This is a genomic window from Flavobacterium agricola, assembly GCF_025919725.1.
In the GTDB taxonomy this organism is placed as follows: Bacteria; Bacteroidota; Bacteroidia; order Flavobacteriales; family Flavobacteriaceae; genus Flavobacterium; species Flavobacterium agricola.
Genome location: NZ_CP081495.1, coordinates 1,823,823 through 1,839,558, shown reverse-complemented (window position 1 = coordinate 1,839,558; position 15,736 = coordinate 1,823,823). Strand labels below are relative to the sequence as shown.

12 protein-coding genes and 2 pseudogenes are annotated in these 15,736 nt (G+C 33.1%); 7 read left to right on the top strand and 7 right to left on the bottom strand.

Translation table 11 applies throughout. The annotated features are described in order from the left end of the window. The first annotated feature begins 219 nt into the window (after positions 1 to 219). Positions 220 to 1,455, top strand: coding sequence for a DUF4331 domain-containing protein (locus tag K5I29_RS09205; RefSeq protein ID WP_264432714.1), 1,236 nt, complete (start codon positions 220 to 222; stop codon positions 1,453 to 1,455). Positions 1,456 to 1,478: 23 nt separating this feature from the next. On the opposite strand, the pseudogene K5I29_RS09200 reads toward K5I29_RS09205, so the two are convergent. The 3 genes and pseudogenes from K5I29_RS09200 to K5I29_RS09190 form a co-directional block, all read right to left on the bottom strand. Further along, positions 1,479 to 2,244, bottom strand: a pseudogene (locus K5I29_RS09200) (class I SAM-dependent methyltransferase). Continuing rightward, positions 2,244 to 3,063: pseudogene (gene map, locus K5I29_RS09195) on the bottom strand (type I methionyl aminopeptidase). The pseudogenes K5I29_RS09200 and map overlap by 1 nt, the downstream one beginning before the upstream one ends. Positions 3,064 to 3,154: 91 nt before the next feature. After that, positions 3,155 to 3,604: a carboxymuconolactone decarboxylase family protein gene (locus K5I29_RS09190; RefSeq protein ID WP_264432712.1), complete on the bottom strand. Its 450-nt coding sequence runs from the start codon at positions 3,602 to 3,604 to the stop codon at positions 3,155 to 3,157. 104 nt (positions 3,605 to 3,708) lie between these two features. Here K5I29_RS09190 and K5I29_RS09185 point away from each other — a divergent pair, with 104 nt between their 5' ends. From K5I29_RS09185 to K5I29_RS09175, 3 genes are all read left to right on the top strand, one after another. Then, entirely contained in the window at positions 3,709 to 3,864 is a 156-nt protein-coding gene (locus K5I29_RS09185; RefSeq protein WP_264432710.1) for an AsnC family transcriptional regulator, read from the top strand. Then, positions 3,830 to 4,165: an Lrp/AsnC family transcriptional regulator gene (locus K5I29_RS09180; RefSeq protein WP_264432709.1), complete on the top strand. Its 336-nt coding sequence runs from the start codon at positions 3,830 to 3,832 to the stop codon at positions 4,163 to 4,165. Before K5I29_RS09185 ends, K5I29_RS09180 begins: the two co-directional genes overlap by 35 nt. Before the next feature lie 64 nt (positions 4,166 to 4,229). Further along, positions 4,230 to 4,775: an RNA methyltransferase gene (locus tag K5I29_RS09175; protein WP_264432707.1), complete on the top strand. Its 546-nt coding sequence runs from the start codon at positions 4,230 to 4,232 to the stop codon at positions 4,773 to 4,775. 11 nt (positions 4,776 to 4,786) lie between these two features. On the opposite strand, the gene folK is transcribed toward K5I29_RS09175, so the two are convergent. Next, positions 4,787 to 5,932, bottom strand: a complete 1,146-nt coding sequence (folK, locus tag K5I29_RS09170; RefSeq protein WP_264432704.1) for a 2-amino-4-hydroxy-6-hydroxymethyldihydropteridine diphosphokinase — start codon at positions 5,930 to 5,932, stop codon at positions 4,787 to 4,789. A gap of 129 nt (positions 5,933 to 6,061) precedes the next feature. Here folK and sppA point away from each other — a divergent pair, with 129 nt between their 5' ends. Together sppA and K5I29_RS09160 are read left to right on the top strand one after the other, a co-directional pair. After that, entirely contained in the window at positions 6,062 to 7,831 is a 1,770-nt protein-coding gene (gene sppA, locus K5I29_RS09165) for a signal peptide peptidase SppA (protein WP_264432701.1), read from the top strand. Positions 7,832 to 7,933: 102 nt separating this feature from the next. Beyond that, positions 7,934 to 10,591 (top strand): AsmA family protein, encoded by a 2,658-nt coding sequence (locus tag K5I29_RS09160; RefSeq protein ID WP_264432699.1) that lies wholly within the window; start codon positions 7,934 to 7,936, stop codon positions 10,589 to 10,591. A gap of 33 nt (positions 10,592 to 10,624) precedes the next feature. Here the strand turns inward: K5I29_RS09160 and K5I29_RS09155 are convergent, their stop codons facing one another. Next, positions 10,625 to 11,419, bottom strand: a complete 795-nt coding sequence (locus tag K5I29_RS09155) for a DUF2797 domain-containing protein (protein ID WP_264432698.1) — start codon at positions 11,417 to 11,419, stop codon at positions 10,625 to 10,627. 117 nt (positions 11,420 to 11,536) lie between these two features. Here K5I29_RS09155 and K5I29_RS09150 point away from each other — a divergent pair, with 117 nt between their 5' ends. Then, complete coding sequence (locus tag K5I29_RS09150) at positions 11,537 to 13,048, top strand: GH3 auxin-responsive promoter family protein (protein WP_264432696.1); 1,512 nt, start codon at positions 11,537 to 11,539, stop codon at positions 13,046 to 13,048. A gap of 85 nt (positions 13,049 to 13,133) precedes the next feature. On the opposite strand, the gene K5I29_RS09145 is transcribed toward K5I29_RS09150, so the two are convergent. Together K5I29_RS09145 and K5I29_RS09140 are read right to left on the bottom strand one after the other, a co-directional pair. Beyond that, complete coding sequence (locus K5I29_RS09145; RefSeq protein WP_264432694.1) at positions 13,134 to 13,328, bottom strand: hypothetical protein; 195 nt, start codon at positions 13,326 to 13,328, stop codon at positions 13,134 to 13,136. A gap of 193 nt (positions 13,329 to 13,521) precedes the next feature. After that, the gene (locus tag K5I29_RS09140; RefSeq protein WP_264432693.1) at positions 13,522 to 15,663 is read right to left on the bottom strand and encodes a S46 family peptidase; all 2,142 of its coding nucleotides are present in this window, start codon (positions 15,661 to 15,663) and stop codon (positions 13,522 to 13,524) included. Positions 15,664 to 15,736 lie beyond the last annotated feature (73 nt).

The following is a 15,736-nucleotide window of genomic DNA, read 5'->3' as shown; positions in this document are numbered from 1 at the left end:
AGATTGGCATTGTTTATGTAAATTTAAAGAACATTACTTAATATAACATTTTTTTTGATTTTATATTTTAGCTTTTGCATTGATTTAGCAATTTTCGAACTTTTTTATAAATTTTTTAAAAGTGCTTTTCTTGCCAATTTTAACTTGATAAAATTGAAAATGTAATTTTGTAGTAATATTAACGTTTTATTTAGAATAGTAATCTTCTACTTTATTGTCATGAAAAAATTGTTGTTCATTTTTGTCTCGTTTTTAATGCTTACCAAAAGTTTTGCAACAGATAAAGATGCTCATTCTTTACTGATTAAAAATCCACAATTGGATTTAACAGATGTTTTTGTTTTTAAAGCTGCAACTCCCGGAAAAACTGTTTTTATAATGGATTTTAATCCTGAAAGTAAAGTTGATGCGCTTTCCAATTATTCAGAACAAGGTATTTATCGTTTTTGTATTGGGGATGATGCAAACTTTACGCACGGTTTATCACCAACATTTACATTTAAAAACAATCAGATTCAGCTATATATGGCCAATCATGCCGAACCGGCAATTGATGAACTTGGCACTTTTATTGGCGAAGGCCCAATTAGCAAAGAATTAGAATTTAGTAACGGAATAAAAATTTGGACAGGAACCGTTTATGATATGTTTGTGGGCAATGTTCCTGGTTTCGAAATTTTTAGAGAAAGAGCAAAAAAAGGCATTTACGATTTAACAAGTTTTGATATTACAAGTAAGGCAAACTTATCAACTAAAAATATTTCGTCTGTAATTGTGCTCGAAATTCCCAATAATATGTTGCCAGATCAGTTGTATTATTATGCAACTACTGCTATTGAAAATAACGATAAATGGTACACCATTAGGCGCGTTGGGCATGTTTTGTTTTCTCAATTGTATATTTTTGATGACGAAACCATGATAACTTATTTGAATTCGAAACACAATGACGAAGCAAAAATAAAAAATGAAATTTGCGAAATAATTTTAAACTACGTAACCGTTGCTGGTTTACAGCGCAAACCTGAAAAATATGTTGATAAATTACTTACTAAAATTTATCCTGATGTTTTAACGTATAAAGTAGGAAGCGATGCAACTTATTCGGTTGATCAGATTAACGGACGTCCGCTTCAGGTTGATGCCATTAATGTTGCATTAGCAATGCTAGTCGGATCTGAGGTACCAATTGATGATAATGTTGGGATTAATTTAAATAATTTTCAAGATAAATTTCCTTACGTAGTTCCTTTAGGTGAAAATTACAACCAAGCAATTTACAGAGCGGTGCAAGTTCAAGCAGAACCTGTTAATTTATTGTTTGATAAACACGAACATAAAATAGTAAGTAAAAAATCAAAAACCTTTAAAAACCAAACATTCGTTTTTATAGGTGCATTTATTTTGCTTGTTTTAGGATTTGGATTACGTATTAAAAAAAGAATGCATAAATAAAAAAGCCCCAAATTGGGGCTTTTTTATTTATAAACAACCGGAATAATTTCTCCGGGAGCTAAACAATATTTTTCAACCATTTCGGGTGTTAACTTTTTGGTGTAATCTTCTTCAATAACTTTAAAACCTACAGATCTAAGTTTATCAAAATAATCACGCCCGTAAACACGTACATGGTCGTATTGCCCAAAAATTTTAGCACGTTCTTTCGGATCAGTAATCGAATCATCTTCAAATGTAACTTCCCGATTTAAATCTTGCGGAATTTGTAAAATTGCCATTCCACCAGGTTTTAGTACGCGATAAAGTTCTTGCATAGCTTTGGTGTCATCTGGAATATGTTCTAAAACATGATTGCATAAAATAAACATCGTAGCTATTTGCTGCAAAAGGTAAATTACAAATATCAGCTTTAACATCGGCCAAAGGCGAATACAAATCGGTTGTGGTATAATCTAAATTTTTTTGCTTTCTAAAACGTTTATAAAAGGCTTGTTCGGGCGCAAAATGTAAAACTTTTTTAGGTTGCGTAAAAAAATCGGTTTTCTGATTTAAATACAACCAAAGCAAACGATGCCTTTCTAAAGACAAGGTGCTTGGCGAAAGCACATTGTTGCGTTGCGTACCATAACCGTAAGGTAAAAATTGTTTAAAACTTTTACCATCAATCGGATCGGTATAACGTGAACCCGATAAGGCCATTGCTAAAACCGGTCGAGCTACGTAGCTTAACTGAATTAATAGCGGTCTCGGAACGGTATTTAGTATAAATTTAAAAAGCTTTTTCATTAAAGCACAAACGGTGTTTTACGAAATTCATCTTCCTCGTTAGATGTAATACCTAATGCTTGGTATATATAAGCAAAGGTTGAAAGTAATTCTGGTTTACCATCAACTAAAGCAACATCATGTTCAAAATGCGCCGAAGGTTTTCCGTCACGTGTTACAATGGTCCAACCATCTTTTAATTGTTTAATGTTGCGTGTGCCCATGTTAATCATTGGTTCAATGGCTACAACCATGCCTTCAACAAAAAGTTTCCCGTCCGCGTTTTCCATAATTTGGCATTTCTGGTGCTTCGTGCATTTTGCGTCCTAAACCGTGTCCAACCAATTCACGTACTACGCCGTAACCGTTATCTTCAGCATATTTCTGAATGGCAAAACCCACATCTTCCACGCGGTTTCCAATTTTAAATTCTCGAATACCTGCGTATAAAGATTCTTTAGTAACCTGAAGTAATTTTTTTGTTTCTTCTGGCACCGCATCACCAACTTCAAACGTGTAACAATGATCTCCGTAAAAACCATGAACAATAGCACCTAAATCTGCAGAAAGTACATCGCCATTTTCTAACGGACGATTGGTAGGTAAACCATGAACAATTTGCTCGTTAACCGATGTAAGTAAGGTTGCAGGGCAATCGTACAAACCTAAAAATCCTGGAAGTGCTCCGTGATCTCTAATATAAGTTTCGGCTAATTTATCTAATTGCAGCGTAGTAATGCCCGGCTTTATTTCTGTTGCTAACATTCCTAATGTTTTAGAAACCATTAAAGCAGCTTCGCGCATTAGTTCAATCTCTTCACGTGTTTTTGGAATAATCATGTTATGTACTTGTTTTTAAAATACAAAAGTAAACAATTTAAAAGTTTTTTTCTAAAGCTTTTGGTTTTACCTGCTTGCATCTTTCATAATTTTATAATTCACTTAACGTAACTTGGGCATTTTGTTGCAAATCTGCCGTTAAATTAAATAATCTTCCTAGTTTTTGAGAAGCATCAACAAAAGCTACAAAAGCACAAAGCGCAGCAATTTGTTGTGTTGTAAAATTTTGTTTTAAAACAGAAAAATGCGCAGCAGTAATATCTTTTGGGCTTATAGCAAAAAGCTCAGCAAAACCAGCCGCTAAACTAATATTTTGTTGTTCTGCCGTAAAATTTGGTTTTCCGGCCTTAACCATACAATATTCGCAACCGTTTTTAAAAGCAGTTGTTCGGCGAACTTGTTCTAATAAATCTGCAGGTAAAATTGAGTTTTGCCATAACGTTTGCTCTAAAGCATCCCATCGTTTTAAAATTTCAGGATTATGACCTAAAATTTTTTCAAAAGCTGTGTTTCCGTTTTCAGATAATTCAAGGTTTGTCATAATTTTTTATGTAAAAATCGATTGTTTTTTTAAGTTGATGCAATTGATTTATTTGTGAAAGATTTTTATTTTAGTTAAAACAACTGAAAAATAGATTATTTACAATGAAAATAGTTTTAGATGCGCAAGATGCCCAGCTTTTACAGCTTTTAAATCAAAATGCGCGAGCAAGTTATGCCGAATTAGGCCGTCAAATTGGGTTGTCGCAATCGGCAACTAAAGAGCGTGGTGCAACGTTTGTACGACGAAGGATTAATTAAAGCTTTTCAAATAGCTGTTGATTACGAAAAGTTAGGTTATGGTTTGCAGGTGCTTGTACAAATCAAGTTTAAAAATGACGATTTTAAAAAGTTTATTGCTCAATTACCCAACTTCCCCGAAATTATATCTTGCAAACGCATTACGGGCGAATATTGTTTAATTACCGAATGTGTTTTAAAAAATAGCGCGCATTTAGAAAATTTAATAGATCGAATTTTGCCTTTCGGCATTCCTACAACTTCCGTTCAGCTTTCAGAAATTCCTGTTCCTAAACTTTTCCACCACCCCAACTTTAAGTAATTTAAAGGCAAGCTTAGGTTTACAATAAAACTTATTTTATTTTTGCCTTTTAAAGTAAAAACCCATGAAAAAATTAATTTTAGACGATTTAAACCGCATTAATGTGGACGAATTTAAAAGCGCAACCAAAACCCCAATTGTTGTTGTTTTAGACGATATTAGAAGTTTACATAATATTGGTTCTGTTTTTAGAACGTCGGATGCGTTTTTGATTGAAAAAATTTATTTATGTGGAATTACTGCTACGCCACCAAACAAAGAAATTCATAAAACAGCTTTAGGTGCAACTGAATCGGTTGATTGGGTTTATGCAGAAAATGTTATGGATGTGGTGCAGCAATTAAAAGCTGAATCGGTTCAGGTTTATGCGGTAGAACAAGTTGAAAATTCAGTTATGTTAAATCAATTTGAGGTACATGCGCAAACCAAATATGCCTTGGTTTTTGGTAACGAAGTAAAAGGCGTACAACAAGCGGTGGTTAATGCCAGCGACGGCGTAATCGAAATTCCGCAATTGGGTACCAAGCATTCCTTAAACGTTTCGGTTTCTGCCGGAATTGTTATTTGGGATTTTTTTCAGAAATTAAATGCATTACAAGATTCAAAATAAAAAAGAGCGAACTAATTGGTTCGCTCTTTTAATTTATTTTGTATCAGGTTTAAAATCGAAATATAATCTTGTTGGTTGTTTACAAAATCAAACGCAGAAACATCTATAATTAACGAATTTAATTCGGTATGCGTTTTAATAAAATCTAAATAACCTTGATTAATGCGGTCTAAATATTCGCCCTTAATATCTTGTTCGTAACTGCGCCCACGTAACTTAATGTTGGTAAGCAATCGTTCGGGGTTTTGGTACAAATAAACATATAAATCAGGTTTGGGCATTTCTTTGTACATAATGTCAAACATATTTTTGTACAACATATATTCATCTTCTGGTAAGGTAACCTTAGCAAAAATTAGCGATTTAAAAATATGATAATCGCTAACCACAAAATCTTTAAACAAATCAAATTGCGATAAATCGTCAGAAAGTTGTTTGTAACGATCGGTTAAAAACGAAACTTCAAGCGGAAACGCATAACGTGCCGGATCGTTGTAAAATTTAGGTAAAAACGGATTGTCGGCAAAACGCTCTAAAATAAGCTTGGCATTAAAATCTTCCGAAATGCGGGTAGATAAAGTTGTTTTTCCAGCCCCAATATTTCCTTCAATAGCAATGTAATTGCATAAATGCAATTCAATAGCCTGATTAGGATTTGGCATTGTAGCAACAACTTCTAATTGGCTATCATCTGCACAAGCAGCAATTAATTGATTAATTGATTGATTTAAAGCCGGATGTTGCCAATCGGTTTTTAAATCCTGCATCGGCACCAAAACAAAAAGACGATTTTGCATTTGTGGATGCGGAATTTGTAAACTTTCGGTAGCTACAATATCATCATTAAAAGTTATAATATCAACATCAATGGTACGTGCCTCATAACCACTATTTTGGCCACGCACGCGCCCTAATTGTTGTTCAATAGCAACAATTTGTTGTAAAACCTGATTTGCGGTAAAGGGCGTGTGCACCAACAAAGCTGCGTTATAAAACGGTTCACTAACAAAACCCCAAGCTGGCGATTGATAGGCCTTAGAAACCTGAATTACGGTTCCTATTTGGTTGTTAATTAACTCAATACAACGCGTTAAATGCTTTAAACGATCGCCTTGATTACTTCCAATCGATAAAATGACTTTATTGTATGATTCCATGCGGCAAAATTAGTTAAAACTATTTTACATCAAACACAAATAACAATTTCCTGCTTTTTAAAAATAATTCTAAATAACTGTAACATTTTAAATAAATAATATACTAATCTAGTAGAAACAATAAATGATATGAGATTTTTAAGTAACATACTTTCTACAATCATCGGATTATTCTTATTCGTAATGATTTTAATTTTTGGACTGATATTTTTAGGCGCACTTTTAGGCGGAAGCAATTCGAGCAAAGTAAGCGTGAAAGAAAACTCTGTAATTGAACTGGATTTAGCAAAAATTTCTAGCGATTATGGTGGTCAATATTACATTAAAGATTTTGATTACAAGCAAGTTAATAATGACGGATTTGTTGATGTTTTGCGTGCTTTAGAAGCAGCAAAAACAGATACGAAAATTAAAGGAATTTCTATTATTAACGGAACCAATAATTTAGGATTAGCACAACTTAGCGAATTGCGCCAAAAATTAGATGAGTTTAAACAAACCGGAAAGTTTGTTGTTGCCTACGGCGATATTTACAGTCAAAAACATTATTACTTAAATACAATTGCAGATACGGTTTATGTAAATCCAGTTGGAGCTTTAGATTTTAGAGGTTTAGGTTCTGAAATTTTATTTTATAAAGATTTTCAGGAAAAAACCGGAATTAAAATGGAAGTTATTCGCCACGGTAAATACAAAAGTGCGGTTGAACCGTATTTGGAAAATACGATTAGTGAAGCCAATCGCGAACAAAATTTAGTTTTATTAAACTCAATTTGGAATTCAATCAGCGCTGCAATTTCTAAATCAAGAAATATTACTGTTGATTCGTTAAACAGCATTGCTAATAATCTTGCTGCTCAATTCCCAGAAGATGCTTTAGCATTAAACATGGTAGATAAAGTAGTTTATGAAGACGAATACCATAACGGAATTAAACATGCATTGGGCGTTGCAAAAAACGATGCATACAATAAGGTAAAAATTAAAGATTATGCTTTTGATGTTGCAAACACAGTAAAAAGCTATGAAAAGGTAGATAAAGTAGCTGTTATTTTTGCACAAGGAACCATTCTTTCGGGCGAAGGTGATGTAAGTTACATTGGCGAAGGTTCTATTCGTCGTTCTATTCAAGAAGCACGTAACAACAAAACAGTAAAAGCTATTGTTTTACGTGTAGATAGCCCGGGTGGAAGTGCTTTAACTTCAGATTTAATTTGGCGAGAAATTGAGTTAACTAAAAATGTAAAACCCGTAATTGTTTCTATGGGTAACTTGGCTGCATCTGGCGGATATTACATTTCTTGTAATGCAGATAAAATTTATGCCGATCCTGCAACTATTACTGGTTCAATTGGTGTTTTTGGCGTAGTACCAAATATTGCCACGTTATCAAACAACATTGGTATTCACGCTTCGCAAGTACAAACGCACAAACAAGCTATTGGATATAGCGTTTTTGAACCGATGACAACTGATTTTAGAGCCGATGTTACAAAAAGTATTGAAAAAGTTTACGATACATTTATTGGACGCGTAGCTAAAGGCCGTAATATGACTAAAGAACAAGTAAACGAAATTGCACAAGGTCGCGTTTGGACCGGAGCAGAAGCGGTTAAAATTGGTTTAGTTGATGAATTAGGTAGTTTAGATGATGCCATTGCAGAAGCAGCAAAAATGGCTGAGGTAGAAAATTATAAAGTTTCTGACTTTCCAATGTACGAAACCGATTTTGAAGGCATCTTAAGCAAGCTTTTTGCTTTTAGCTTTTTACAATCTAAAGAAACGTTGGTTAAAGAATATGTTGGCGAGCAAGCATACCAAGCTTTAGAACAACAAAAAATATTACAAAAAATGGAAGGCGTACAAGCAATTTTGCCGTATCGCTTAGATATTAAATAATTTTTTTGAGTTATTCATTTCCAAACCTTCTCAAGTATGTTATAATATTTGGGAAGGTTTTTCGTTTTTTTAGTAACTTACCAAGAATAAGTTTTACTCAATATGGGAAAAAAGATTTTAAAAATTGTTGGGGTAGTGGTGCTCATATTTTTTATCGCGTTAGTAACCATTCCTTTTTTGTTTAAAGACAAAATAAAAGATGTAATTGTTAACGTAGTTAACAACAATTTAGATGCAACTTTGGCTATAGAAAAGGTTGACATAAGTTTATTAGCAAACTTTCCAAAAGCAACCGTTCAAATTACCGATTTGGCTTTACTTAACAAAGCACCTTTTGAGGGCGATACGTTATTTTTTGCCAACCAATTAAATTTAAAAATGTCGGTAATGGAGCTTTTTAAAAGCGACGGATCGGCTATGGAAATAGAAGGTATTTATGCAAAAAATGCCATTGCTAATATTATTTTTAATCAAGACGGGGTAGGTAATTTTGATATTGCTTTAGCTAGCGATGAACCCGAAACGCCAGAAACAGTAGATGAAGCTTCACCAATATCATTAGCAATTGATAGCTATAAAATAGATAATTTACGTTTTACCTATCTAGATCAAGCATCTAAAATGAAATTGGTTTTAGACAGCATTATGCATACCGGATCCGGATCTTTTAAAGATCAGGTTGCTGATTTAGATACCAAAACTACAACTTCTATGTTTTTTGAAATGGATAGCGTAAAATACCTAAACCATGTAAAATTAAACTTAGATGCTATTATTGGTGTTGATTTAAATAAGCAAAAATATTCGTTTAAAGAAAACAAAGCTTTAGTAAACCAATTGCCATTAGAATTTGATGGATTTATTCAGCTAACCGATGCCGGACAAACCTACGATTTGTCGTTTAAAACGCCAGAATCAACCTTTAAAAACTTTTTGGGCTTAATTCCAGAAGCATATTCAGGTTTAATTGCCGATGTTAAAACCGACGGCGATTTTAGCGTTGCCGGATTTGTAAAAGGTGATTTAACCGATAAAACCATTCCGACGTTTGATATCGCTATGAAATCAAACAACGCATCTTTTCAATATCCAGATTTACCTAAAGCAGTACGTAATATTTTTATTGATGTTGATGTGGTAAACAAAACCGGATTGTTAAACGATACGTATGTAGATGTAAACAAGTTTTCTTTTCAAATTGATCAAGATAAGTTTGATGCAGCTGCAAGTATTAAAAACATGCTAGAAAATCCGTTAATTGATGCAAAATTAAACGGTAATATTAATTTAGCCAACTTAACCCAAGCTTATCCGGTTAAGTTAGATTTTCCGCTTTCTGGATTGTTATCGGCTAACGTTGCGGTAAAGTTTGATATGAATTCGATAGAAAAAGAACAATATCAAAACGTATACAATTCCGGATCGTTATCGTTAACTAACTTTAAATATACGGGTTCAGAAATGGCCAACCCGGTGTTAATTAACAAAGCAGCTTTTACATTTAATACCAAAAATATTACTTTAAATACGTTCGATTTTAAAACCGGAAAATCCGATTTAAATGTTACCGGAGCGTTAGATAATTTTTATGGCTTTTTGTTTAAAAAAGAAACTTTAAAAGGAAACTTTAATGTAGTTTCTAATTATTTAGCTGTTGGCGATTTTATGACAAGTTCACCAGCCGATGCAAAACCAGAAACAACAACAGAAAAAGCGGAAACAGCTAAACCTGCAACCGAAAACGAAGCATTAAAAGTACCATCGTTTTTAGATTGTACATTAAATGCTAAAGCAAACACGGTGGTTTATGATAATTTAAACCTGAAAAACGTACAAGGAACTTTAGTGATTAAAGATGAAGCAGTTTCATTAAAAAACGTAAAAACAGATATTTTTAGTGGATTAATTTCGATGAACGGAACGGTTTCTACCAAATCTGCTATTCCAACGTTTGATGTAAATTTAGGATTAAACCATTTAGATGTGCCCGAAGCTTTTACGCAATTAGAATTTTTAAGTAAAGTTGCACCTATTGCCAAAGTAATTTCTGGTTTTTTAAATTCAGAAGTTTCTTTATCTGGTAAATTAAATCCGCAAAGCTTAACGCCAGAAGTTAATTCGTTAACGGGTGATTTAATTGGTCAAATTCAAGGCGGATCAATCAATACTAAAAATTCTAAATTATTAACTGCACTAAGTAGTGATGTGAAATTTATTGATCCGGATAAAATTAATTTAAAAGATATAAAAGCACATTTGTCTTTTGCTGACGGAAAAGTTAATATTAAACCTTTTACCATTAAATATCAGGATATTAATGTTACAGTTGGTGGGCAACATGGTTTTGATCAGCAAATGAATTACGATTTAAACTTTAACGTACCTGCTAAATATTTTGGTAAAGATGTTGAAGGATTATTAAGTAAGTTAAGCACTTCAGAACAAGCAAAAATACAAGATGTGCCAATTAAAGCGGTGGTTACTGGTACATTTAATGCACCTAAAGTTACAACCGATATGGGTTCTGCAGTTAAAAACTTAACCAATCAAATTGTAGAACAACAAAAAGAAAAAGCGGTTGAAAAAGGTAAAGAAGTTTTAACCGATAAGTTAACCGATTTGTTGGGCGGTAAAAAAGATGATGCAGCGGCAACGCCTGCTGATTCAGCTAAAGCAGCAGCAGATGCCAAAAAAGCTGATGATATTAAAAAAGCAGCCAATAGCATTAAAGATTTGTTTAAGAAAAAAGAAAAAGAATAAAACAGAAAATCCCGAACCATGTTCGGGATTTTTTTATAATGTAATTCTAACCTTGTAACCTTCGTTTGATCGGATATTAAAAACTGTTCCGTCTTCAAAAATTAAATATTGGCCTTTTATACCCATTAAAACGCCGGTGTATAAAGGCGCTTTATCTAAGTTTAGTGAACTTACTTTTTTAGGATATTGTAAAACCGGATAATTAAACGTAAACAAATCGGCAGCTGTAGTTTCAAAATAAGGTTTTACCTCGTCTGGTAAATGGGTAAAAGCTTTTTCGCGTTCGCTTAGCAAATCAAAAGTTCCTACATCATTTTTTAACATTTTTTGCCACGATGTTTTATCGGTATAAAAATCTTTTAAAGCAACTTCGGTAATTCCGGCTAAGTAACGATTTGGTACCTCAATTAACGGAATAGCTCCGGTTGCTCCCTGATCAATCCAGCGGGTGGGCATTTGTGTTTTACGGGTAACTCCAACTTTAATATCGCTAGAAGTTGCTAAGTAAACAATGTGCGGTTGTAATTGCACTTTTTGCTCGTAAGCCAAATCACGATCTGCAACGCCTAAATGCGCTTTAGATAATTCGGGTTTCATAATCCAATCACCAGCTTCTGGGTTTTTGTAAAAGCAATCGTAACAAAAACCTTGTCTAAAAATTTTTTTGTTGGCGTGGCATGATAAACATTCGAAACCGGTATGTTGTATCTGAATTTCTTTATTCAAAATCTGATTTAAATGTATAAACCCATTTTGTAAGGGCAAATAATATTGAATTTCTGCCGCGAATTCGGTTGGCATCTTCTCTAAAACTCCTTCGTAAACCATTTTATCTTAAAAATATTTAACAGCAAATTAATAAGCTGAATTTATTAAATTTGATGAAAGTAAAAATACAATTTTGTATCTTAACATCGTTATAATATTCAATAATATAAATTCATAATGGCTATATCAATAATAAATTCAATTGTTTCGTGGGTATTAAAAAAGCGCATTCATCAAATTGAATTATTTCTTAAATATCCAAATGAAGTACAATCGGAATTATTGATGCAACTTATTCGCAGCGCGCAAGATACGGTTGTTGGCCGAAAATACGACTTCAAATCAATTACCAACTACAAAACTTTTTCCGAACGCGTTCCTGTTTCTACTTACGAGGAATTAGAACCGTTAATTACCCGAACGCGCCACGGTGAACAAAACGTTTTTTGGAATTCAACCATTAAATATTTTGCTAAATCTAGCGGTACAACCAATGCTAAAAGTAAATTTATTCCTGTAAGTAGTGAAGCTTTAGAAGATAATCATTACAAGGCCGGAAAAGATATGTTGTGTTTGTACTTAAATAATAACGAAGATTCGCAGCTTTTTACGGGTAAAAGCTTACGTTTAGGCGGTAGTAAACAATTGTACGAAGATAACAATACGTATTTTGGAGATTTGTCAGCAATTTTGATTGATAACTTGCCTTTTTGGGCCGAGTTTAGTTCTACCCCAAGCAATAAAGTTTCTTTAATGTCCGAATGGGATTCTAAAATTAAAGCTATTATTGAAGAAACCCGAAACGAAAATGTTACCAGCTTTGCCGGTGTACCTTCGTGGATGTTGGTTTTACTAAACAATTTGTTAGAAACTACGGGTAAAAATAACTTGTTAGAAATTTGGCCTAATTTAGAATTGTACATGCACGGTGGTGTTGCTTTTGATCCGTACCGTGAACAATACAAAAAACTAATTCCTTCTGCCGATTTTAAATATTACGAAATTTATAATGCTTCTGAAGGATTTTTTGCTTTGCAAGATCAAAACTATTCTAACGAATTGTTACTGATGTTGGATTATGGAATTTTTTACGAATTTATTCCGATGGATACATTCGGAACTTTAGAACAACGCGTCATACCATTGGCTGAGGTTGAGCTATATAAAAACTACGCCATTATAATTACCACAAATTCCGGCTTATGGCGTTATATGGTTGGTGATACGGTACGATTTACATCAATAAATCCATATCGAATTAAAGTTACCGGACGTACCAAACATCATATTAATGTTTTTGGTGAAGAATTAATGATTGAAAACACCGATACGGCCATTGCTAAATGTTGTGAAATTTGTAATGCTGAGGTGATTGAATATACCGTAGCGCCAGTTTTTATGGATTGTAAATCGAAAGGTGCGCACGAATGGATGATTGAGTTTAGAAAATATCCGGAAGATATAGAACATTTTCAGCGTGTTTTAGACGAAACTTTACAAACCTTAAATTCGGATTACGAAGCTAAGCGTTTTAATAACATGACATTAAATCCGTTAATTATAAATGTAGCCCGTCAAAACTTATTTTATGATTGGTTAAAACAACAAGATAAATTAGGCGGACAAAATAAAATACCACGTTTATCTAACCAACGTGAATATTTAGAACAATTAAAGGCATTAGTTTAAACTAAAGCCTTTAATTTTAAACAAAAAAAAGTTCCACATCATGGAACTTTTATTTCTTAATAACTTGAAGTTATTCTTTCTTCAATTATTCAGCTACAACTTCAGTAACTTCAACTGAATCAACAGCTACAGCAGCAGTGTCAACAGCTACTTCTTCAGCAACTACTTCTTCTACAACTTCTACTGGAGTTTCTTCAACTTGCGCTTCAGCGTTAGCATCTTTACAAGAAACAACAGCTAAAGTAGCAACGAAAGCTAAGCTTAATACAACTTTTTTCATCTTACTAAATTATAAAGGTTAATTATTAATTCATAACAAAGATATAAATTTTTTGTTTCGTAAAACAAAAATGAACTTTTTTTTTTATAATTAGTAACTATTTAAAAATAAGGACATTAAATGGTGTTTAATGTCCTTGTTTCGCTTATTTTTTATTGTTTGATTTGCTTTGTGCTCTAAAAAAAATCGCGAACTATTTTTTATTTACAATTTTTAATTCGTCAATAATATTTTGAGCGCCTGCGTACTTGTCTACAACAAATAAAACAAAGCGAATATCTACCATAATATTTCTACAAATTGCAGGGTCATAATAAATATCACTCATGGTTCCTTCCCACACGCGGTCAAAGTTTAAACCTACTAAATTACCATATTTATCAAAAGCTGGGCTTCCTGAATTTCCGCCCGTTGTATGGTTGGTAGCAATGTAGTTTACTGGTAACTTTCCGTTTTTATCTGCGTAAGCACCAAAATCTTTATTGTTGTACAATTCGATTAATTTTTCAGGTACATCAAATTCATAATCCCCTGGTACATATTTTTCCATCATTCCGTCTAAATATGTAACGTGATCGTAAGTTACAGCATCTTTAGGTTTGTACCCATTTACTTTACCATATGTTACGCGTAACGTTGAGTTTGCATCAGGAAAAATACGATCTTCTGGTGTAGAAAATTCTAAAATACCTTTCATGTACTCGCGTTGTAAACCTGTGTTTTTAAGGTTTAGCTCGTTGTATTTAGGAGCAACATTAGTTGCAAAATCTGTATTTACTTGTTTTGCTAAGCTATATAATTTATCGTTGTTTAAACGCTTAATTACGGTTTGTGCATCACCATTTAATAACTCGGTAAGTTGTTTTTGGTTTGTTAATGCAGTTGTACCATATAATTCTTTCGTTAAAGCAGCTGCATCAACATTTTTTAAAGATGTTGGTAAAAATTGCTCCGGATATTTTTCTGAAAAAATAGCTATTAATTGTTCAAAAACCTTTTCGTCAACTTCAGCATTAAAGTTTTTGTAAAAGTTATCAGAACTTGCTAGTAAATTATTTTTTCTATCCGTAAATGCTTGCTCACCATTTGTTAAGTACGCATTTTCTAATTGTTGTAATCGGTATGCTAAAGTTAAAGCTTCAACATTACGTAAAAATATTTCTGAATGTACATCTTTTGCTAAAGCATACGGCTCAATTTCTTTATAAGTTACCTCAAACTCATTTAAAATATCGCCATATTCAGCTTGCTTACCAGCTTTGTTAACTTTATCAGTAAAGTTTTTTTCAAAGTTTTGTTTAGCTCCAACTGCGTTAGATTTTTTTAAACCTTGTGATTCGCCAATCCATTTTTTCCAGTAGTTTGCAATGGATGCAAATTTAGATGCGTACTGAATTTTGATTTGTTGATCTTTACGCATGTACGAATCGGTAACTTTTAAAGCTGCGTCACGAATTTCGATTTTTGCAGGATTTAAAACTTCAACAATTTGTTCTACCGCAAACGATGGTAAATATTCTTGCGTTCTGCCTGGGTAACCCACAACCATTGAAAAATCGTTAGGTTTTACTCCATTAATATTAATTGGAAAATAATGTTTTGGTTTGTACGGAACGTTATCTTTAGAATATGCTGCTGGACGATTGTTTTTGTCTGCATAGATACGGAACAAAGCAAAATCTCCTGTATGACGTGGCCAAACCCAGTTATCCGTATCCGATCCGAATTTTCCGATTGATGATGGTGGTGCACCAACTAAACGTACATCGTTAAAAGTTTCGGTTACAAATAATAAATATTGATTGCCGTCAAAAAACGTGCGAATTCTATTTTCTTGCCAATCTTCTTTACTGAATGTTTTTTCGATTGATGCAATGTTTTCTTGAATTTTAGCTTGTTTTTGTGCTTCTGTTTTTAAAGCTGCAACACCGTTTAAAACTTGATTGGTTACATCTTCAATTTTAACAACAAACGTAACATTTAAGTTTGGGTTTGCTAATTCCTGATCTTTAGAATACGCCCAAAAACCATCTTGCAAATAATCGTTTGCAAGCGTTGAATGCGATTGGATTTGACCGTAACCACAGTGGTGATTGGTTAACAATAAACCTTGATCAGAAATTACTTCTGAGGTACAACCGCCGTTAAAATGAGGAACGGCATCTTTCATGCTTGAATGATTTAGGTTGTAAATATCATCTGCAGATATTTTCATACCTAATCTTTTCATTTCTTTTTCGTTCATTCCTTTAAGTAAAGAAGGAACCCACATGCCTCCTTGCTGTGCAAATAAAGGCAAAGCAAAAAGCAGTACTAGTAATCTTAGAAATTTCATAGTAGTTAAATTCTTGTTTAGGGTTGCCAATTTACAATTTTATATAGATAAGTTGCAACATAAAAAAAACAGT

Coding starts and splice junctions, on each gene's coding strand:
- K5I29_RS09205 (WP_264432714.1), top strand. CDS start 220: ATGAAAAAATTGTTGTTCATTTTTGTCTCGTTTTTAATGCTTACCAAA.
- K5I29_RS09150 (WP_264432696.1), top strand. CDS start 11,537: ATGGCTATATCAATAATAAATTCAATTGTTTCGTGGGTATTAAAAAAG.
- K5I29_RS09175 (WP_264432707.1), top strand. CDS start 4,230: ATGAAAAAATTAATTTTAGACGATTTAAACCGCATTAATGTGGACGAA.
- K5I29_RS09185 (WP_264432710.1), top strand. CDS start 3,709: ATGAAAATAGTTTTAGATGCGCAAGATGCCCAGCTTTTACAGCTTTTA.
- K5I29_RS09155 (WP_264432698.1), bottom strand. CDS start 11,419: ATGGTTTACGAAGGAGTTTTAGAGAAGATGCCAACCGAATTCGCGGCA.
- K5I29_RS09145 (WP_264432694.1), bottom strand. CDS start 13,328: ATGAAAAAAGTTGTATTAAGCTTAGCTTTCGTTGCTACTTTAGCTGTT.
- K5I29_RS09160 (WP_264432699.1), top strand. CDS start 7,934: ATGGGAAAAAAGATTTTAAAAATTGTTGGGGTAGTGGTGCTCATATTT.
- sppA (WP_264432701.1), top strand. CDS start 6,062: ATGAGATTTTTAAGTAACATACTTTCTACAATCATCGGATTATTCTTA.
- K5I29_RS09140 (WP_264432693.1), bottom strand. CDS start 15,663: ATGAAATTTCTAAGATTACTAGTACTGCTTTTTGCTTTGCCTTTATTT.
- K5I29_RS09190 (WP_264432712.1), bottom strand. CDS start 3,604: ATGACAAACCTTGAATTATCTGAAAACGGAAACACAGCTTTTGAAAAA.
- folK (WP_264432704.1), bottom strand. CDS start 5,932: ATGGAATCATACAATAAAGTCATTTTATCGATTGGAAGTAATCAAGGC.